Genomic DNA, 19630 nt, shown 5'->3' with positions numbered 1-19630 from the left:
AAGGTATTCGCTTGCGAATGGTTTTTAGCGATTTGCTGCTTGTTCTTTTAATGCGTCTGCTTTGTCTGTACGCTCCCAAGGAAGATCCACATCTGTACGGCCAAAATGTCCGTAAGCTGCTGTCTGCTTGTAGATAGGACGGCGAAGGTTCAACATATTAATGATACCAGCTGGGCGTAGATCAAAGTTTTGTTCTACTAATTCAACTAATACATCTTCATTTACTTTGCCAGTGCCAAACGTATCAACAGAAATGGAAACCGGTCTTGCTACACCGATTGCGTAAGCAAGTTGAACTTCACACTTCTCAGCAAGTCCTGCAGCAACGATATTCTTTGCTACATAACGTGCTGCATACGCTGCAGAACGGTCAACCTTTGTAGGATCCTTACCAGAGAATGCGCCACCGCCGTGACGTGCATAGCCACCGTAAGTATCAACAATGATTTTACGGCCTGTTAAACCTGCATCCCCTTGTGGTCCACCGATTACGAAACGGCCTGTTGGGTTAATGAAGTATTTTGTATTTTCATCGATTAATTCTTGTGGAACAACCGGATTGATTACATACTCTTTCAGATTACGTTGAATCTGTTCTAATGTAACTTCAGGATGGTGTTGAGTAGAAATAACTATTGTATCAATACGAACTGGTTTGTCGTTCTCATCATATTCAACTGTTACTTGTGTCTTACCATCTGGACGTAGGTAAGGAAGAATCTCTTCTTTACGAACTTCTGTTAAACGGCGTGCAAGCTTGTGCGCAAGTGAAATTGGAAGCGGCATAAGCTCCTTTGTTTCATTACATGCAAAACCAAACATTAAACCTTGGTCACCTGCACCAATTGCTTCAATTTGCTCATCTGACATTTGGCCTTCACGAGCTTCAAGTGCTTGGTCAACACCCATCGCGATGTCAGGAGACTGTTCATCGATAGAAGTTAAAACGGCACATGTTTCGGAGTCAAATCCGTATTTTGCACGATTGTAGCCAATGCTTTTAATTGTTTCACGAACAATTTTTGGAATGTCCACGTAAGTTGAAGTAGTAATCTCGCCAGCAACCAAAACTAAACCAGTTGTAACTGAAGTTTCAGCAGCAACACGTGCATTAGCATCTTTTGCTAAAATAGCATCTAAAATAGAATCAGAAATTTGGTCACAGATTTTATCGGGATGACCTTCAGTTACTGATTCAGAAGTGAACAAACGACGTTTTGTTGACATCTGAATTCCTCCTATATAGTGAGATAAGTGAGGTTATCTGTGTGGGTATGTAATGACCTTGCCGTTTAACCTCGGGTTGATACGGAACTCATTCCCTTAGTAGTATGAAATAAATACGGGGTTTTTATTAATTAAACAATATTCTGTCTGCAATAACCCCATAGAAAATTCTAACGATGGAATAAAAAGAAGCGATTCTAAAGCACGAAAACAATACAAACAAAAAACCTTTCCATCTCTGAGGAAAGGTTGATAGCAAAAGTTTTGCGCGCCTTTCACTCTTATCGTTCAAGGCTAGGCCTTGCTTCAGGTTTAGCACCTTTGCCCGAAAAAATAATAATAGAAGAAAATCTACTACTATCTTGCTTTTCGTTTGCAGGTTGCTGGGTTTCATTGGGCCTGTCCCTCCACCAGCTCGGGATAAGAGAGTATCCGTTCAAGGGTAAATCATAACCTACACTGTCGAACTATGTCAATGCATTTTTTTAGAAATTTAAATTCTAATTCATACAACCTATTTTTCATTAATTAGTATAGATTATTTGAATAAATGTGTTATACTTTTTAATAAGTTATTACCATTAAAAACATGGATAAAGGAAGGTTGCAGTAGATGAATTCTGTTCATATTCCCAATGACTTAAAACAAATGTTATCAGAAAGTAATGTCCACGTGCAATTATCAGTTCCCCAGTTAGTAGAAAAGATCTTATGTCGTAACGAAGGTTCTTTAACTTCGACTGGCGCTGTAAGCGTTTCAACTGGTAAATATACAGGCCGCTCACCTCAAGATAAATTCGTTGTGATGGAAGAGTCCACAAAGGATAAGATTGCTTGGGGTTCGTTGAATCAACCTATATCTGAAGAAATATTTACAAAACTTTATCAAAAAGTCTTAAATTATTTAAAACAACAAGAAGAGATTTTTGTTTTTAAAGGCTTTGCAGGGGCAGATAAAAAATCCCGCTTACCTATTCAAGTAGTGAATGAATTTGCCTGGCACAATCTCTTTGTTCATCAACTATTTATACGTCCATCAGAAGATGAATTGCTATCACATGACCCAGGATTTACAGTAATTTCAGCACCTAATTTTAAGGCAGATCCTAACGTCGATGGAACCAATTCAGAAACCTTTATCATCATCTCATTCGAACGTCGCATTGTTCTCATCGGTGGGACTGAATATGCAGGTGAAATGAAAAAGTCCATTTTTTCCGTAATGAATTATTTATTACCGGAAAACAATATTTTCTCCATGCACTGTTCTGCAAATGTAGGAATTGAGGGAGATGTCGCTCTATTCTTTGGTCTATCAGGAACAGGGAAAACTACTTTATCAGCTGATCCAAATCGCCGTTTGATTGGTGATGATGAGCACGGTTGGTCCTCAAACGGTGTCTTTAATATCGAGGGAGGGTGCTATGCGAAATGCATCAATCTTTCTAGGGAGAAAGAACCGCAAATTTTTGATGCCATTCGTTTTGGAACCGTTCTTGAAAATGTAACGCTAAACCTAGAATCGCGGGTCCCTGATTATGATGACGGAACATTAACAGAGAATACTAGGGCAGCATATCCAATCGATGCCATTGATAATATTGCCAAACCAAGTATTGCCGGACACCCGAATACGATTGTCTTCTTAACTGCAGACGCGTTCGGGGTATTACCTCCTATCTCAAAACTTACGAAAGAACAGGCTATGTATCACTTTTTAAGTGGGTATACGTCTAAGCTTGCCGGGACGGAACGTGGTGTAACCTCTCCTGAGGCAACGTTCTCAACCTGCTTTGGTGCACCATTTTTACCACTTCCTGCAACTCGCTATGCTGATATGCTCGGTGAAAAAATTCTTGAGCATAATGCCAACGTATTCCTTGTGAATACAGGATGGACTGGCGGAGAATATGGAGTTGGAAGCAGAATGAAGCTTGCTTACACAAGAGCCATGATTCAAGCCGCACTAGAAGGCGAATTAAATCATGTTGAGACAACAAAAGATGAGATCTTCGGTTTAAATATTCCACTTCATATTGCGGGTGTTCCTGATGAAGTGTTACAGCCAAGTAAAACTTGGGCAGACCCAGATGCCTATGAAAAGAAAGCAAAAGAACTTGCAGCAAAGTTCCGCGAAAACTTCAAAAAATTCACGGACGTTTCAGAAGAAATCGAACTTAAAGGCGGACCGATTGCTTAACACGACAAGCCCATATCATTCATTTGATATGGGCTTTTTAACTTCTACAGCTTCCGATTGTTGTAAGGCACTAAACCGGAATTTGCCGCTTTTTTTAATTTGGAAATCACCTGTATATATAGAAATTTTTCTACCGTCAGTTGTTGTGTAGTCTGTTTTTTCTTTAAATGTAAAGGTAGTTACTTCAGCATTATCTAATTGAAATAACTCTAGTTCGATTTCAGGTGGAAGATTGTCACCTTCTACTTCAATCACAGCATCCTCATAAAAACCAGCGTATAAATCTTCTTGTGAGATCATTAAGGTAGAATTCCCTATTTTAATATAAGGTTCTTTCACATAGATGGAGAATGTACCTACCATTTTATTTCCAGCAGTAAAGGTAAGGTTGTATACGCCAGAATAATTAAATGGCTCAAAACTTGTCATGGCATGGCCATCAGACCCATACATACCACCAGATATTACGGTTGTCGCTAGATGTTCCTTTGCACCTGTTTTTACATGGACAGCATCCACTTTAAGTGGCTTATTAGCAAAATCCTTCTCGTAATCTCCCCATAAATAAATCATGATTTTAGAAACAGAGCGCTTATCTTTCGCAATCCATTCCGTTGGTGCCAACAAACTGACTTTATTAGGAATGCCGTAATTACTGTCTACATAATGTGCACCGTTCTCATCCATCAGCGCAAAGTAATCCCCCTGTTCAACATGATTACTCGTTTCCCCTTTCGATCCTGTTCGAACAGCATCGTTCTCCTTACTACTCGAAAAATATAGAATCGGGGCAATTAGGACCAGGATTAACACGGCAGCCAACGCTGCAAATCTTTGAAAATGAATAGGACTCCGCTGTTTCCGACTGCCTGCCTCACCAAGAACTTTTAACATTTCCGTTCTCTGCCTCGTGGTTAACTCATGCTTAGGGAAATCCGCCATCACTTTCAGTAGCTCTTTATCCGATAATTGACTCAAACTGCTCCCCCTCCTTCAGTCGCTCATTTAGTTTTTTGACAGCTCGATAAAAAGTCACATTCACTTTATTTTCTGACCACCCTAGAACCTGCCCCGCTTCTTGTGAAGACAACTCACTAATTCCCCTAAGTAGGATGACATCCCGATAGTTGGGTTTTAAAGCATTAATGGCCTCATATAAATGGGTATATTCCATTTTCTTAACTACTTTCTCTTCTGCTCCTTGTTCCTGAAGTTTGGGTGATTCAACATCTATCAATTGTTTCAATCTGTTCCAGACCGATTTCTTTCGATAAAAATCAATAGCCGTATTGCGAGCTATTGAGATCAGCCATGTTTTGGGACTGGATTCATTTTTAAAACGGTTTATAGCTCTAATCGCCCGCAAGAATGTCTCTTGGACCAAGTCCTCGACATCGGTGGTACCGGTATAATAAACAAGATAATTTGTGACATCCTTTTCGTAGTCGATGAACCATTTCTCTATTTGATGGGTCCGCTCCAACCAAAATCCCCCTTTCTCTGTCTAACATTTTTGTTAACTACTAATAAGACGTATCTTCCAATCTTTTCTTACACTTTTTTCAAAAAAAAAAGCAGGTATCTTATTACCTGCTTAATTCGTTGAGTTTAACGAAACTAATTGATATGTAATTGTGGTAATGCCCTGCTGCCACTCCACTTTTTTGATTACAGCTGTTCCGCTTGAATCGCTGTCCATCGTTTTTCTCACATCAATGGGAATGTCAATCGGATAGAGTCTGTAGCCTTCTTTTTCCATTACAAAAAGATTTTCCTCGACCCTTTTCTCTCTACCCTTTGTTACAATCATCGTATTTAACTCAAGGGGCATACCCATGGCAATCCGCTCCTCTGCTTATATTAAATTTATTTTATCATCTTTCGCCTTGCCTTTTCATCCATTTTGTGGCATCTTTCACTACTTTTCTATTTACTGCAGGTGGAAAATAGTGTGTGAACTCATCAAAATACCAACATTCGACTGGTTTGTTTAAGCTTTTAAGCCGCTTTTCTAACCGATAGGAGTGCTCAACAGAGACGTTGTGATCGTTCACACCGTGAATGATTAATACAGGAGGTTCGAGCTGTTCCAATTGATAAAGAGGAGTCCTTTCCTGATAACGTTCAGGATATTTCTCAGGAGTCCCCCCAATAACCCGTTTCATCATTTTTCGTAAATCCAGCCGTTCCATATAGGTTAATGACATATCACTGACCCCACCCCAGGTGACTACGGATGCTGCCTCAGGAAAATTTATGCCCGTCATCAGCGCCATAACACCGCCGCGAGAAAAACCAAAAATATGAATTTGCCGAACTCTATGTAGCGTTTGTAAAAGTGAAAAAGCAGAAAAAGCATCTTCCCTGTCTTCCCCTGCAAAATCTTCATTCCCTTCACCACCTTGATTCCCGCGATAAAAAGGAGCAAAAACGATAAAACCTTCAGAGGCAAACTGAGCAATCCGGGCAGGCCTTACTTTACCCACATTTTTTATTCCTCCGCGTAAATAAAGCAGTCCATCATATACTCCTTCCTCAATGGGCTCAGCAAGCATCCCTTTTACACGTAAACCACCAGATAGGTAGGTAATCACCCTTAATTCCACTTTTGGATTTGGAGAAGGAAAACGGTAGCTCTCAAGTATTTTTCCATTATTGTCATTGATCATTTCAATTCTTCCTTTGTATATAAAGAAAATTATTTGTTCCTAGGCATTCACACATTTTTCTCAACTTCATACGATATCTTAGGCAATTAGCCCATATTCTTTTACGGAAATAAGGAGGTTCTTTTGTATGAAAAAATGGATAAGATTCAGTTTCTCCTTTCTTCTTATCGGTATACTTATGATTTCATTAGCGGCTTGTAATAATGATTCCACGAATGAACCAAAGAAACTAGAAAAGGTTCGTATTGCAGAAGTGACACGTTCCATTTTCTATGCCCCTCAGTATGTTGCCCTATCTAAAGGATTTTTTAAAGAGGAAGGCTTGGATGTCACACTGGCAACGACAGCAGGCGGTGACAAGACGATGACGGCCTTACTTTCTGGAGGGGCAGATATTGCACTAGTCGGCTCGGAAACATCCATTTATGTCTACGCTCAAGGGGCTAATGACCCGGTGATCAATTTTGCACAGCTCACCCAGACAGACGGTACTTTCCTTGTTTCAAGAGACAAAATTGATAATTTCTCTTGGGATTTACTAAAAGGAAAAACCTTCTTAGGTCAACGCAAAGGCGGTATGCCTCAAATGGTTGGTGAGTTCGTTCTTAAAAAACATGGAATTGATTCCCATAAGGATTTGAATCTCATTCAAAACATTGATTTTGCCAATATCGCTAATGCCTTTGCTTCGGGAACTGGAGAGTTTGTCCAACTATTCGAACCAACGGCAAGCATTTTTGAAAAAGAGGGTAAAGGGCATATTGTCGCTTCCTTCGGTAAAGAATCCGGTCATGTCCCCTATACAACCTTTATGACCAAAGAAAGCTATTTGAAGGACCATAAAAGTACCATTGAAAAATTTACAAGAGCTATTTATAAAGCACAACAATGGGTGGAATCCCACAGTGCCGAAGAAATTGCCAAGGCTGTGGAACCTTACTTCCCTGATACTGATTTTGAAATTATGAAAACAGTGGTTGAGCGATATAAGAGCCAAGGTTCTTTTGCAACAGATCCAATCTTGGATGTGGAAGAGTGGAACAATCTTCAAAACATCATGAAAGAAGCTGGCGAGCTTCCAAAAGAGGTGGATCATAAAACTCTGGTTAATACGGAAATCGCTTCAAAAGTAATCAAAAAATAATAGGATAGGGAGGCCGTCCACATGAGTTTCTTAACCATACAAGATGTCCAGCACATATATTTTACCAAAGCCAATGCCACCACGGCCCTCTCCGATATTTCACTTACAGTTGAGGAAGGAGAATTTATCTCCCTCCTCGGCCCAAGTGGCTGTGGAAAAACCACCTTGCTATCGATCATATCCAGCTTACTTAAACCGACACAAGGATCGATATTGTTAGAGGGTAAACCCGTTTCAACCGCTAAAAATGAAATTGGCTACATGCTTCAGCAGGATTATTTGTTTCCTTGGAAAACGATAGAGGAAAATATCTTGATCGGGCTGAAATTATCCAATCAGTTAAATGATCAAACGAAAGCGAGTGCCTTGGACCTACTCGGGCAAATTGGCTTAAGTGGAGTGGAGAAACAACTTCCTAAGCAATTATCTGGCGGCATGCGGCAAAGGGTCGCCCTTGTACGGACACTAGCGACACAACCAAAGCTACTTATGCTTGATGAGCCCTTTTCTGCACTTGATTATCAAACAAAGCTTAAACTGGAGGACCTAGTGTCACGTACATTAGAAACCTTTGGTAAAACAGCCATACTTGTTACCCATGATATTGGTGAAGCCATTGCGATGAGTGATCGTGTCTATTTGCTCTCACCAAGTCCTGGAAGGATCTACAAGACCTTTGTAATGCCTGAAGAGTTGAGAAGGCTGACCCCTTTTGAGGCAAGGAACCATGAACTTTACTCAGATATCTTTCAAATGATATGGAAGGAGTTGGAGTCTCTTGAACCAGAACAAGAATAAGGTGACACTCCTCCATAAAATGTACATTCATTCTTTAAAAATTGAACAAAGATGGATCCGATTTTATCAGGCTATTATTTTTATCGCCTTTTTTTCTACTTGGGAACTAGCCAGTCAAAAGCAGTGGATTGATCCATTAATTTTTAGTTCCCCCTCAAAAATTTGGCATCTTTTTTTAGATAAAATCAAAGATGGTTCTCTCGTAGCCAACTTAGGCGTCACCTTAACAGAGACCATTTGTGGATTTATTCTTGGAACTCTATTAGGAATCGTACTGGCTGCTGTCCTCTGGTGGTCACCTAGGATACAAAAGATCCTTGATCCTTATTTGGTCATTTTAAATGCTATGCCAAAAGTAGCACTGGGACCGATATTAATTGTAGCCTTGAGCCCTGGGTACCCTTCTATCATTGCCATGGGTGCAATCATCTCTATCATCATTACCACTATTGTTGTGTATACGTCCTTTAAGGAGGTGGACCCCAACTACTTAAAAGTATTGCAAACATTCGGGGCATCACGCCTTCAGTGCTTTAAGGAAGCCATTTTACCAGCAAGCTTTCCGACGATGATTTCCACTTTAAAAGTAAATGTCGGTCTATCCTGGGTAGGTGTGATTGTTGGTGAATTTCTTGTTTCTTCCCGTGGACTTGGATACATGATTATCTACGGTTTCCAAGTGTTTAATTTTACACTTGTATTCTTATCACTTTTAGTTATAGCTGTAGTTGCCACGATTATGTATCAGTTGGTTGAATTGTTGGAAAAGAAACTAATCAAAGAGTAGTGGTTTGCGAAGAAGCTTCCACTATTCTTTTGATTTTTGCTTAATGTGATGGATACATTCTTCAATGACTTGATCCTTCATAATAAAACTAAACTGATTTCCCATTCTTAATTCCAATACATCCCCCTCGAGCATGACAGGCCCATTTGTTTCATGATAGTTGTTCTTCCTATCCATTTCTTTTACTTGTCCCCAAAAAACCGCTTTAACAAATGAACTGTTTTGATCGCTCACTTTGTACTCTGCAACAAATTGTAGTTGTCCCAAAATGGCACCTGTTTCTTCAAATGTCTCTCTTCTTGCTGCTTCTTCCAGGGTTTCAATGGGCTCTACTTTTCCTCCAGGAAATTCCAGGCCCCTTTTCTTATGATTCGTTAAAAGCCACTTGTCCCCTTGTTGGCAAATAACTAGTACATGTTTGGCCTCTTCCTTAAAGGCCTTTTGTTTGAAAACAAGTTCCACTTTATTTTTATTCTGATCGAAAAACTGTATCATTAAAAAACCGCCCTACTTTTTTCAATATACTTTTATTATAAGCGAAAAAAGAGACTGACTCAAAAACTAAGGAGTCAGCCTGTTACTTGCATTTATTCTTGTTTGGGTAAGATATCCATACTTTCAATATGGTTTTTTGCCTCGTCATCACCTAATTTATGCAGCATCCCATACACTTTCTGAATCGTATTATCATACGCATCGTTTTCCCGGTCGTAATGATACTGGACATAAGGAACATGGGCTCTAAAAAAGTTTTGCCACTCGGTGGAATAATTTTCATCAAACAGTTCGCGCAGTTGTGTTATTTCTTCATCGTCCGCTTGTATTTTATAACTCCATGTCGAGCTGGTGGCACTTTGTGAAATTTCACCTGTTCCGACATCTATATAATAGGTTTTCTTTTGCTCACTCATTATGTCATCCCCTTTTACCTATAGTAGTCCACAATTGAGAAAAATTTATTCTTTTTCATATTTCGACTCATTTTTTAGAGATGAATACGATATAATTAACATACAATCAAGAAAACAGATTTTTCAGTTAATTTTTTCCAAGGGTTTATTTTATCTTAATATGGGAATTCAATAAGTTAGGAATGCAAATGATTATTCTAAGGAGGTGTGGCAATTGAAATTGGTCGATGAGTTATATGAAATGTATCGAAATAAGCTAACTGGTGACGAAGAGGATATTGATATGCTTACATTTGCCTTTTTAGAAGAAATGACACATGAAGATCTTTTAGCCTTAATTCAAGAAATGGATAAACAAGAACTATATGATTTAATGGGGCTTTACTTAATAGAAAGTCTTAAAGGGAAATTTGCACAGGAAGAATATGGTCAACTTCGCACAAATACTTATTATCCAAGAAATATTCATTGATTGTACATACCACTTAATTAATTTAAGGAGGCTGCCAATTCAGCCTCCTTTTTATTTGCTTTTCTAATCAACGATGACTTATTCGTGATACAATAAGAGAAGAACAGGGAGTCAAGGAGGCCAAAGCTTTGAATACGGTATTTGTCGTTTGTATTGTCATTGTCATTGTGGTTTTACTTTTAGCAGTAATAACTACTTCCAAAGCCTATTCCTATAAACATACAATCGATTCTTTAGAAAAAAATCCACATATAGACCAAAAAGAGATGGATCAAGAAGATAAGCCACAATAAAAAGGTTGACCGGAGTCAACCTTTTTATTTTTTATGCAAATACCTGTTTTAAATCCTCTTTGCTTTGTTCAAGCCAGAAACGCATTAAGCGTTTGGCACCTTCTAAATCATGCAGTTTTGCTTGGCCGCATTGTCTTTCATTTGCAGCAGGGATATCAATGATTTCCACTGCATCCTTCATAGTATCCTCAAGAAGATCGATAATCTCCTCTACCGTTGGTTCACCGCTTACCACTAGATAATAACCTGTTTGGCACCCCATTGGTGAGATGTCAATAATATCAAAGTGATCGTACTTCTCTGAATGCTTGCGAATATTAAACGCAAGCAAGTGCTCCAATGTATGAATGGCATCTGGTTTCATAGCTTGCTTGTTTGGCTGGCAAAAACGAATATCATATTTATTAACAATCCCGTCACTACCTACCTTATGAACACCACAGTGTCTTACATAAGGGGCTTTAACAGCATTATGATCTAAATCAAAGCTTTCAACTGAAGGCATTAAGAATCACTCCTTTTATAATCTACCTACTACTATACCGCAAAAACCAAGTTTTTTCATCTACTTAGTACAGTTAAGCATTTAGACGTCCATTGTAAAATATGGTATGTTTACATTAATCGTAATTAGGGAGTGAAACCCGTGTTGAAAAAAGTTTTTATTTCATTCATTCGTTTTTACCAAATTGTTATTTCACCCATTAAACCACCAACTTGCAGGTTCTATCCAACCTGTTCACATTATGGCTTAGAGGCTATCCAACGATTCGGAGCCTTCAAGGGCGGCTGGCTTACTATCAAGCGCATATTAAAGTGCCATCCCTTTCACCCAGGTGGATTAGATCCTGTACCTGAAAAAGAGAAGCATTAATTTTTGTACCCATCGACAACTAAATCTAGTTTTCCTGTTTTCGGATCAATGACTAAGCCATGAACCGGAACATCCTTCGGCATTAATGGATGGTTTTTAATAATGCTTACACTATTTTCTACGCTCTCTGTTACATTATCAAAACCATGCAACCATTGTTTAATATCAATCCCAGAATATGTAAGTATATTGAACGTTTCCTCAGAAATCCCCCGCTCCTTCATATTCTCAATCACAGGTTCTGCCTTCATACCACTCATTCCACAATCATGGTGAGCTATTACTAAAACCTCCTGCGCTTTTAATTGATATAAAGCGATGAGAATACTCCTCATAATACTTCCATACGGATGTGAGACAATTGCTCCTGCATTTTTAACAATCTTCGCATCCCCATTACCTAAATTTAAAGCCTTCGGCAATAACTCTAATAAACGAGTATCCATACAAGTGAGGATCACCATTTTTTTATTTGGAAATTTAGTTGTTTCATATTTCTCATATTCATGTTTTTCCACAAATTGGTGATTGAACTCTAAGATTTCATTTAACAATGTTAATTTTTCCATTTCTGAATCCCACCTTTCTATATAAGCATACATAATATTCCTTAGTTAAAACAAATATTATACTTGCATTGATGGCTTTTTTTTTGTAAGATACTTGAGGAAATCGGGATCGTTCCGTATTATACACTTTTATTTCTTTTTTATATTCTAAAATTTTTTTGACAAATAAATCGTAATAAATCCGATTTAAATATAGGATGAGGAGTTTTTATGAAAAGAATTATTCTATTACTTTCTCTGTTGTTGCCATTAACACTTGTTTTATCTGCATGTTCAGACGGTACCCAACAGTCACAATCAAAAAAAGACAAATTAACAATTTATACAACAGTTGCTCCCTTACAATATTTTACAGAACGAATTGGGGGTAACTTGGTTGATGTAAAGACCATTTATCCACCTGGCGCCGATGAACATACTTTTGAGCCATCCCAAAAGGATATGATGAATTTGGCTGATTCAGACTTATTATTCTATATTGGCCTCGGACTGGAAGGCTTTGTAGAAAAGGCAAAAGGTACATTAAAAAATGAAAATGTAAAGTTGGTGTCTGTTGCGGATCAACTTCAACTGCCAAAGGAAGATAGCACTCTTCACGAAGAAGAGGAAGACAAGCATGAGCACCGCGGTGATGTCAATCCACATGTATGGCTTGATCCTATTTATTCAAAGGAAATGGCAGCCGTGATTCGTGATCGATTAACTAAAGAAATGCCGAAAAATAAAGACCTTTTTGAAGCTAATTATCAGAAGCTGGCAACTGAATTAGATGAACTGAATACTCAATATCAGCAGACGATTTCAATTGCAAAGCATAAAAAAATAATCGTTACCCATGCTGCATTTGGTTACTGGGAAAAACGGTATGGCATTGAACAAATTAGTATTTCTGGACTTTCAACAACAAATGAACCTACACAAAAAGAACTTGAAAAAATAATTTCAATTGCTGATCATGACGGCTTACACTATATTCTTTTCGAACAAAACGTCCAATCGAAACTAGGAAAAGTCGTTCAAAAGGAAATTGGTGCAAGGGCTTTACCACTTCACAACCTTGGAATATTATCAAAAAATGACATCAAAAACAAGGAAACATACTTTACATTAATGTCTAAAAATCTTGATTCCCTAAAAACTGCATTAAATAATTAAGTATCTACCTCCTGTAAAACGGGAGGTTTTTTTATAGAAAAAATTACATATTCCTCCTTAACATGTAAACAATACATTCATACGTGTAAACTAGAGAGGGAGATTCACATGGATGATTTATTAATCGCAAGGAGTCTATTCGGAACAACGATGGGCTTCCATATTATCTTTGCTACTATAGGGGTTGGATTACCTTTTATGATATTGACTGCTGAGCTCATTTATCAAAAGACCAAGGATATTGAGTATGTGGTCATGGCTAAAAGATGGACAAAAGCATTCGCCGTTCTTCTCGGAGTAGGCATTCCAACTGGTACCATCGCTGGGGTACAGCTGTCCTTGCTGTGGCCTGGTTTCATGGAAGTGATTGGAAAGGTAATGGCCCTTCCCTTTCAAATTGAGATCTATGCTTTCTTCATAGAGGCCTTATTTATGTCCATATATGTCTATGCTGCAGAACGCATTGCCCCATGGATGAGAATTACGAGCTTACTCCTCGTTGCCATAGGAGCAATGGGGTCAGCTGTATTGATTACCAATGTCCATGCCTTTGAAGGGACACCAGCTGGTTTTAATATTGTCAATGGGAAGATTGTCGATGTAGACCCATGGGCAGCTTTCTTTAATCCAAGCTTTTTCGTAACCGCTGGGCATGTAGCTCTATCCGCTTATACAACAGGGGCCTTCATTGTAGCAACGGTCTCAGCCTATAAAATGCTAAAAGCAGATCGTCCTTCAAGAATTTATCAATTTCATCAAAAAGCATTGATGCTGAGTCTTATTGTTGGGGGTATTTTTTCCTTATTAACTGCTCTTAATGGGCATGAATCCGCTCAACTTCTTCATGAGTACCAACCAGAGAAGCTTGCAGCTGCTGAAGGGTTATTTGAAACTCAGTCCCATGCACCACTCGCGATTGGTGGATTTACAGATCGAGAAACAGAGACTATAAAAGGGGCGATTGAAATTCCATGGGCATTAAGTTTTTTAGCTGGAAATAGTTTTGATACCGTTGTTAAAGGGTTACACGATTTCCCTAAAGAACACTGGCCGCCGCTGTTTGTCCATACCCTGTTTAATGGAATGGTTGGCATCGGTTCTCTTCTCATTCTCCTTTCTTTTCTTGGACTTGCGTGGAAACGAGTGTTGAAAAAAGATAACTTTCCAAAGTGGTTAATGTGGCTCTACGTGCTTTCTGGTCCTTTGGCGGTTTTAGGAATTGAATTTGGTTGGGTCTTTGCTTGTACAGGAAGGCAGCCATGGACCATCTATCATGTGCTTTCAACAAAAGATTCTGTCACTACAGCAACCAATTTAGGAATATTATTCATCCTATTTGCGATTGTCTATGCGATTTTAGCCTTTTCAGTTCTTTTTGTCCTTCGGTATTATTTCAAGAAAAATACCGTTATTGATGACCTAAACCGTGCGGATCAAAAAGGAGTACCACTGTTTAGTTCAAATTCATAAGAAGGTGGAACAATCATGTTAGATGTCTATCTTGCAATAACAGTATTATGGGGATTTGTGTTTATCTATGCTGTTATGGCCACAATGGATTTTGGCGCAGGATTTTGGTCGATGTTCTACATTAATCGTAGAAAAGCAACAGCTACAAGCATTGCTAACCGCTACCTATCCCCGACCTGGGAGGTAACTAATACGTTTATTGTGGCACTTGTAGTTGCCGTATACAGTCTTTTTCCTAGAGGCGCCTACACACTCGGTACGATTTTATTAGTACCAGGAAGTCTTATCTTATTACTGTTGTCCATCCGCAGTGCGTTCTTGGTCTTTTCTAATATAGCTGAGGAATACAAAAAACCACTTACCTACATTTCTGGAATTTCAGGTATTGTCATTCCAGGATTATTAATTAGTGTACTTCCCATTACCCATGGGAACTATGTGGATTTTTCCGGGAGCAGGCAAACCTTAGATTTAGCAGGATTGTTTACGAGCCCCAATGAATATGCTTTTTTCGGATTTGCCCTAACAAGTACTCTTTTCCTTTCCTCCCTCCTATTAGCGGACTATTCAAAAGCCTCAGAGGAATTCGAGGCTTACCGTGTCTATCGGAGAGATGCATTGTTTATTGGGCCCATTTCTTTAATAATGGCATTTCTTATTATGTTTACTTTAAAAAATGAGGCAGCTTGGATTTATGGGAAAATGATGAAGGACCTTCCATTACTTTACCTATCACTAGGATGCTTTTTAGTAGGTGGACTTGGCTTATTGCTACCCTCTAATAAGACAAAGACACCCGGCTGGCCTCGACTATCTGTTATAGCCATAACCGCACAATATTTAGTAGCCAGTTATGTCTATGGTAAAGCGCATTTGCCTTACATTGTTTATCCTGAGGTTACGATTCATTCTGCTTTTACGGATCCAAACTCTTTTAGAGCGATATTTATTACCTATATTGTTGGTTTTGCCATTTTGTTTCCCGGCTTTATTTACTTCTGGAGCTTATTTATGAATGATAAGCGCTATTTAAGACAGGCCAAAACAAGCATTCCTAAAAAGTAATATCCCTATTCTGGCAGGCATGTTTTCCTTGAAATCATCAAATGCTATTTCTGTATCTTAAAATCCAAAAAGGAGTGATACAACAATGGCTAAAGATGTATTATGTGAAGTAAATAACTGTTCGTTTTGGGCGAAGGGTAATAGATGTAGTGCGGATCAAATTTATGTAGTCAGCCATACTGGTGATACAGCTGATTCTAATAAGGAAACGGATTGTAAGACCTTTGAACCAAGTGGTTTATCGTAATTGATAAAAGAAGAACCAGCTGTCATGTAGGCTGGTTCTTTTCGTATTAGAACTGAAAAGTCTTTTTTGTTAAAAGAATCTCATTAAGTCTCTTCTCATTTACGTTAAAACCAATACCTGGTTGATTCGGTACTGTAATAAAGCCATTTTCCACAACAACTTCCGGCGAGATGATGTCTTCCTCCCAAAAACGGCTCGATGCACTGATATCTCCTGGTATGGTGAATCCAGGAAGGGAAGCAAGCGCAATATTGTGAGCACGAGATATACCAAATTCAATCATTCCGCCACACCAAACAGGGATTTCCTTTTCCAAACAATAATCATGGATTCGTTTGGCCTCATATAGGCCTCCCACACGCCCCACTTTGATGTTGATTACCTTACAGCTGCCAAACTCAATCGCCTTTCTTGCATCATCAAAACTAACAATGCTTTCATCCAAGCAAATGGGAGTCTTCAGTTCTTTTTGAAGAATGGAATGTTCTAAAATATCATCTTGTGCAAGCGGCTGTTCAATCATCAGTAGATTAAAATCATCTAGCGCTTTTAAACGATCAACATCCTCTAACGAATAAGCAGAATTGGCATCCGCCATAATCGGGATGTCTGGGTAGTTTCGTCGGATTTCTGTTAGAAAGAAATAATCCTGGTTCGGATGAATCTTAACTTTAATACGCTGATACCCTTCATCAAGATATTGTTCAATCTGCTTTAATGCCTTTGATGCTGAGTCTGTTGCTACAACTACACCCGAGGCAATTTCCGTATGAGTACCTCCCAGTATCTTAGACAGTGGCTGTGAATGGATTTTCGCAAATAGATCCCATACGGCCGTTTCTAAAGCAGCCTTTGCCATATGATTTCTTCTAATAGAATTAAAAAGGGAGTGAAGATTTTCGGGATGGTTAATTGGATTTTTTTGTAATAAGGGAATTAAAAAATCGGTTAACATATGTAAACTAGTTGAAACGGTTTCTTCTGTGTACCATGGGGATGAAAAAGCCACACCTTCCCCATAGCCAGCTATCCCGTCTTTATTTGTAACCTTTACGATGATTCCCTCACGAGTGTCTACAGTACTTAAATGAGTTAAGAAAGGAGATCTTAAGGGCATCTGAATGACAAAAAGTTCAACTGATACAATCTTCATCATTTATATCTTCCTTCTCTTAGCCATTCTCGAAGATTCCTTCTCAATAATTTCTTTGCAGCATTTCGAGGCAGCATTTCGGTAAAATAGAAAGCTTTGGGTACCTTATATTTTGCAAGGCGTTGTAAGCAAAACTCTCGAAGATCATCTTCTTCTACTTTTTTACCACTTCTCAATACAATAAATGCAACGGGCACCTGTCCCCATTTCGTATCTTGTATCCCTGTAACACCAGCTTCAGCAACATCTGAATGGGCAAGCAATGCAGATTCAATTTCAGCAGGATATATATTTTCTCCCCCTGAAATAATTAAATCCGACCGCCGGTCAATCACATACAAGAATCCGTCCGCATCGAGGTAACCGATATCACCCGTGTAAAACCAGCCGTTGCGTACTTTTTCTTTTGTGGCATCCGGCCTATTCAAGTAGCCAGGTGTAACATTGGGTCCTTTTACGACAATTTCACCAGCCTCTCCTGCCTCTGCCATACGTTCATCCTCCATCCTAATCTGCAGCTGTGCAGGGAACAATGGCTTACCGGCAGATCCAAGCTTGGCTAAGCTGTATTCTGGAGAAAGTGTTACGATCTGTGAGGAGGATTCGGTCATGCCATAGGTTTGAAAAACTGGAATATTTTTTTCTAAACAGGCTTGCAGCAATGGCAATGGCGCTGGCCCTCCTCCCAGTAGCATACAGCGAAAATGAGGAGGTAGACGCCTCTCCTGTAGTGTATCAACAATCCTGGTTAGCATGGTTCCTACCACAGACATAATGGTAACTTTTTTAGTGGTCATATCTTCAATCGTTCGTTCCGCATCAAAGTTATCATGTAATACAATAGGCATGCCATAGATGACACTCCGCATCAAAATGGAGAATCCACTGATATGAAACAGTGGTACCGCACATAACCAGCAATCACTGTCCATAAATCCTAAATTTAACGCAGATCCGACCGAACTCCACCAGTGGTTCCCATAGGTTTGTATAACTCCTTTTGGATGACCTGTTGTTCCTGAAGTATACATGATCGTACAGGTATCTGATAAGTTGATTTCCTCCTGTATTACGGGAGTTTTTGTTTCCACGTTAAACAAGCCGCTTTTTGTCATTGTAGCTAGAGATGGTATTTCGACTCTTATGGCTTGTTCTATATCTGAAAATGAGTCTTCAACAAGGAGAAAGGCTGCTTTGGAATCACTTAATTGCCATACTAATTCTGCTGGTGTTAAACGGTTATTCAAAATAACTGCTTTTACCCCTAACAACTGAAGGGCAAATAATATCACAATCGTATCTATATGGTTTTTTAATAAAACGGCAAGGAAATCATCTTTTTGAACGCCTAGTGCCTGAAGCTGCCCTGCAGTCTTAAAGGAACGTTCATAAAGTTCTTTAAAGGTTAAGGTCTGCTCGTTAAAATACACCGCCGTCCGATCCGGCGTTAAAAAAACTCGTTTCTTTATGAAGTTAGGCATTGTCTCGTATTGCATTAAATCATCGCCTTCGCTTTTTCTATTGGCTGTATTAAACTTGTTTGTTGATTTCCGCTCCAGGCACTTCGCTTTCCGCGGGCGTGCCGGGGAGCCTCCTCATCGCTACGCTCCTGCGGGGTCTCCCCTGCCCCGTACTCCCGCAGGAGTCTTCGCGCCTTCCGCTCCAAACAACATTGTCTATAAAAACAACAGAGAATCTTTAACATAGCCTTTCTATTAAAAACAGCCTGATGGGAGCCATCAAGCTGTTAGCAATTTTTTTAATCAAGGAAAACGTGGGAATTGGCCGAAATCAGGCTTGCGTTTTTCCTTGAAGGAATCACGGCCTTCTTTTGCTTCATCCGTTGTATAGTAAAGTAATGTTGCGTCACCAGCGAACTGCTGTAGGCCAGCTAAGCCGTCTGTATCAGCATTCATTGCTGCTTTTAAGAAACGAAGGGCAGTTGGGCTCTTCTCAAGAATTTCATTACACCATTGAATGGTTTCTTCTTCGACTTTCTCAAGTGGAACTACTGTATTTACAAGTCCCATATCAAGGGCTTCTTGTGCATTGTATTGACGGCATAAGTACCAGATTTCACGGGCTTTCTTATGACCGATAATTCTTGCAAGATAACCTGAACCATAACCAGCATCAAAGCTACCCACTTTAGGACCAGTTTGTCCAAATCTAGCATTATCAGCTGCAATCGTTAAATCACATACAACATGAAGAACATGTCCACCACCAATTGCATATCCCTTAACCATCGCAATGACTGGCTTAGGAATCACTCGAATTAAGCGTTGAAGATCGAGTACATTTAAGCGTGGAATTTGGTCTTCTCCCACATATCCGCCATGTCCACGAACCGATTGATCTCCACCAGAACAGAATGCCTTATCACCAGCACCTGTTAAAACAATAACCCCAATACTAGAATCATCGCGTGCAAAAGCAAAAGCGTCGATTAACTCTGATACTGTTTTTGGTGTGAACGCATTATGTACGTGCGGTCTGTTAATCGTAATTTTTGCAATCCCGTTATATGTTTCATATAAAATCTCATCATATTTACGTCCTGCAATCCATTCTACTGTCAAAATGATATCCTCCT

Annotated in this window: 23 protein-coding genes and 1 riboswitch; of the genes, 11 read left to right on the top strand and 12 right to left on the bottom strand. The window is 39.2% G+C overall.

Features of this window, described 5'->3' with window-relative positions:
- Window positions 1–24: 24 nt before the first annotated feature.
- Window positions 25–1227, bottom strand: coding sequence for a methionine adenosyltransferase (metK, locus tag AA0X95_RS09110; protein ID WP_413308078.1), 1203 nt, complete (start codon window positions 1225–1227; stop codon window positions 25–27).
- A gap of 278 nt (window positions 1228–1505) precedes the next feature.
- Window positions 1506–1654, bottom strand: a riboswitch (SAM riboswitch).
- Window positions 1655–1840: 186 nt separating this feature from the next.
- Between metK and pckA the strand changes: the two genes are divergently transcribed.
- On the top strand, window positions 1841–3427 hold the full coding sequence (gene pckA, locus AA0X95_RS09105; protein WP_413308075.1) for a phosphoenolpyruvate carboxykinase (ATP): 1587 nt from the start codon (window positions 1841–1843) through the stop codon (window positions 3425–3427).
- Between the two features lie 15 nt (window positions 3428–3442).
- On the opposite strand, the gene AA0X95_RS09100 is transcribed toward pckA, so the two are convergent.
- The 4 genes from AA0X95_RS09100 to AA0X95_RS09085 form a co-directional block, all read right to left on the bottom strand.
- Window positions 3443–4405: a hypothetical protein gene (locus tag AA0X95_RS09100; protein WP_413308072.1), complete on the bottom strand. Its 963-nt coding sequence runs from the start codon at window positions 4403–4405 to the stop codon at window positions 3443–3445.
- Complete coding sequence (locus AA0X95_RS09095; RefSeq protein WP_413308070.1) at window positions 4386–4910, bottom strand: RNA polymerase sigma factor; 525 nt, start codon at window positions 4908–4910, stop codon at window positions 4386–4388. The genes AA0X95_RS09100 and AA0X95_RS09095 overlap by 20 nt, the downstream gene beginning before the upstream one ends.
- A 111-nt stretch (window positions 4911–5021) precedes the next feature.
- Window positions 5022–5264 carry a DUF2584 domain-containing protein gene (locus AA0X95_RS09090; protein ID WP_413308067.1) on the bottom strand — a complete coding sequence of 81 codons (243 nt, stop codon included), beginning with the start codon at window positions 5262–5264 and terminating at the stop codon, window positions 5022–5024.
- 37 nt (window positions 5265–5301) lie between these two features.
- Entirely contained in the window at window positions 5302–6096 is a 795-nt protein-coding gene (locus tag AA0X95_RS09085; RefSeq protein WP_413308064.1) for an alpha/beta hydrolase family protein, read from the bottom strand.
- Window positions 6097–6223: 127 nt separating this feature from the next.
- Between AA0X95_RS09085 and AA0X95_RS09080 the strand changes: the two genes are divergently transcribed.
- From AA0X95_RS09080 to AA0X95_RS09070, 3 genes are read left to right on the top strand one after another with little or no spacing between them, the layout of a single operon-like run.
- A complete protein-coding gene (locus AA0X95_RS09080; protein WP_413308061.1) occupies window positions 6224–7240 on the top strand; it encodes an ABC transporter substrate-binding protein in 1017 nt (338 codons plus the stop codon).
- 21 nt (window positions 7241–7261) lie between these two features.
- Window positions 7262–8038: an ABC transporter ATP-binding protein gene (locus AA0X95_RS09075; RefSeq protein ID WP_413308059.1), complete on the top strand. Its 777-nt coding sequence runs from the start codon at window positions 7262–7264 to the stop codon at window positions 8036–8038.
- Between the two features lie 19 nt (window positions 8039–8057).
- Window positions 8058–8825: an ABC transporter permease gene (locus tag AA0X95_RS09070; protein WP_413309921.1), complete on the top strand. Its 768-nt coding sequence runs from the start codon at window positions 8058–8060 to the stop codon at window positions 8823–8825.
- A gap of 21 nt (window positions 8826–8846) precedes the next feature.
- Here AA0X95_RS09070 and ytkD read toward each other — a convergent pair whose 3' ends face one another.
- Both ytkD and AA0X95_RS09060 read right to left on the bottom strand, forming a co-directional pair.
- Window positions 8847–9320, bottom strand: a complete 474-nt coding sequence (ytkD, locus tag AA0X95_RS09065) for an RNA deprotection pyrophosphohydrolase (protein WP_413308056.1) — start codon at window positions 9318–9320, stop codon at window positions 8847–8849.
- A 92-nt stretch (window positions 9321–9412) separates the two neighbouring features.
- Window positions 9413–9736, bottom strand: a complete 324-nt coding sequence (locus AA0X95_RS09060) for a hydrolase (RefSeq protein WP_413308053.1) — start codon at window positions 9734–9736, stop codon at window positions 9413–9415.
- A gap of 214 nt (window positions 9737–9950) precedes the next feature.
- Here AA0X95_RS09060 and AA0X95_RS09055 point away from each other — a divergent pair, with 214 nt between their 5' ends.
- Together AA0X95_RS09055 and ytzI are read left to right on the top strand one after the other, a co-directional pair.
- Complete coding sequence (locus tag AA0X95_RS09055; protein WP_308082813.1) at window positions 9951–10208, top strand: DUF6154 family protein; 258 nt, start codon at window positions 9951–9953, stop codon at window positions 10206–10208.
- A gap of 128 nt (window positions 10209–10336) precedes the next feature.
- Window positions 10337–10501, top strand: coding sequence for a YtzI protein (ytzI, locus tag AA0X95_RS09050; protein WP_413308048.1), 165 nt, complete (start codon window positions 10337–10339; stop codon window positions 10499–10501).
- A 31-nt stretch (window positions 10502–10532) separates the two neighbouring features.
- Here the strand turns inward: ytzI and AA0X95_RS09045 are convergent, their stop codons facing one another.
- Window positions 10533–11006: an S-ribosylhomocysteine lyase gene (locus AA0X95_RS09045; protein ID WP_308082811.1), complete on the bottom strand. Its 474-nt coding sequence runs from the start codon at window positions 11004–11006 to the stop codon at window positions 10533–10535.
- Window positions 11007–11150: 144 nt separating this feature from the next.
- Between AA0X95_RS09045 and yidD the strand changes: the two genes are divergently transcribed.
- On the top strand, window positions 11151–11375 hold the full coding sequence (yidD, locus tag AA0X95_RS09040; protein WP_413309918.1) for a membrane protein insertion efficiency factor YidD: 225 nt from the start codon (window positions 11151–11153) through the stop codon (window positions 11373–11375).
- On the opposite strand, the gene AA0X95_RS09035 is transcribed toward yidD, so the two are convergent.
- Window positions 11372–11944 (bottom strand): beta-class carbonic anhydrase, encoded by a 573-nt coding sequence (locus tag AA0X95_RS09035; protein WP_413308046.1) that lies wholly within the window; start codon window positions 11942–11944, stop codon window positions 11372–11374. The genes yidD and AA0X95_RS09035 overlap by 4 nt on opposite strands.
- Before the next feature lie 210 nt (window positions 11945–12154).
- Between AA0X95_RS09035 and AA0X95_RS09030 the strand changes: the two genes are divergently transcribed.
- The 4 genes from AA0X95_RS09030 (at window position 12155) to AA0X95_RS09015 (ending at window position 15881) form a co-directional block, all read left to right on the top strand.
- Window positions 12155–13099: a metal ABC transporter solute-binding protein, Zn/Mn family gene (locus AA0X95_RS09030; RefSeq protein ID WP_413308044.1), complete on the top strand. Its 945-nt coding sequence runs from the start codon at window positions 12155–12157 to the stop codon at window positions 13097–13099.
- A gap of 108 nt (window positions 13100–13207) precedes the next feature.
- Window positions 13208–14569 carry a cytochrome ubiquinol oxidase subunit I gene (locus tag AA0X95_RS09025; protein ID WP_413308041.1) on the top strand — a complete coding sequence of 454 codons (1362 nt, stop codon included), beginning with the start codon at window positions 13208–13210 and terminating at the stop codon, window positions 14567–14569.
- A gap of 15 nt (window positions 14570–14584) precedes the next feature.
- Window positions 14585–15634: a cytochrome d ubiquinol oxidase subunit II gene (locus tag AA0X95_RS09020; RefSeq protein WP_413308038.1), complete on the top strand. Its 1050-nt coding sequence runs from the start codon at window positions 14585–14587 to the stop codon at window positions 15632–15634.
- Between the two features lie 85 nt (window positions 15635–15719).
- Window positions 15720–15881 carry a DUF1540 domain-containing protein gene (locus tag AA0X95_RS09015; protein ID WP_309859979.1) on the top strand — a complete coding sequence of 54 codons (162 nt, stop codon included), beginning with the start codon at window positions 15720–15722 and terminating at the stop codon, window positions 15879–15881.
- A gap of 46 nt (window positions 15882–15927) precedes the next feature.
- Here AA0X95_RS09015 and menC read toward each other — a convergent pair whose 3' ends face one another.
- The 3 genes from menC to menB form a co-directional block, all read right to left on the bottom strand.
- Window positions 15928–17034 carry an o-succinylbenzoate synthase gene (gene menC / locus AA0X95_RS09010; protein WP_413309916.1) on the bottom strand — a complete coding sequence of 369 codons (1107 nt, stop codon included), beginning with the start codon at window positions 17032–17034 and terminating at the stop codon, window positions 15928–15930.
- Window positions 17034–18530 carry an o-succinylbenzoate--CoA ligase gene (locus AA0X95_RS09005; RefSeq protein ID WP_413308034.1) on the bottom strand — a complete coding sequence of 499 codons (1497 nt, stop codon included), beginning with the start codon at window positions 18528–18530 and terminating at the stop codon, window positions 17034–17036. Before AA0X95_RS09005 ends, menC begins: the two co-directional genes overlap by 1 nt.
- Window positions 18531–18797: 267 nt before the next feature.
- Window positions 18798–19616 (bottom strand): 1,4-dihydroxy-2-naphthoyl-CoA synthase, encoded by an 819-nt coding sequence (gene menB, locus AA0X95_RS09000; RefSeq protein ID WP_308082801.1) that lies wholly within the window; start codon window positions 19614–19616, stop codon window positions 18798–18800.
- Between the last annotated feature and the right edge of the window lie 14 nt (window positions 19617–19630).

It is taken from the genome of Neobacillus phoenicis (genome assembly GCF_047302305.1).
Classification (GTDB): domain Bacteria; phylum Bacillota; class Bacilli; order Bacillales; family Cytobacillaceae; genus Neobacillus.
Note: the sequence above shows the minus strand (reverse complement) of the source record. Positions and strands in the feature narration are given on the sequence as shown.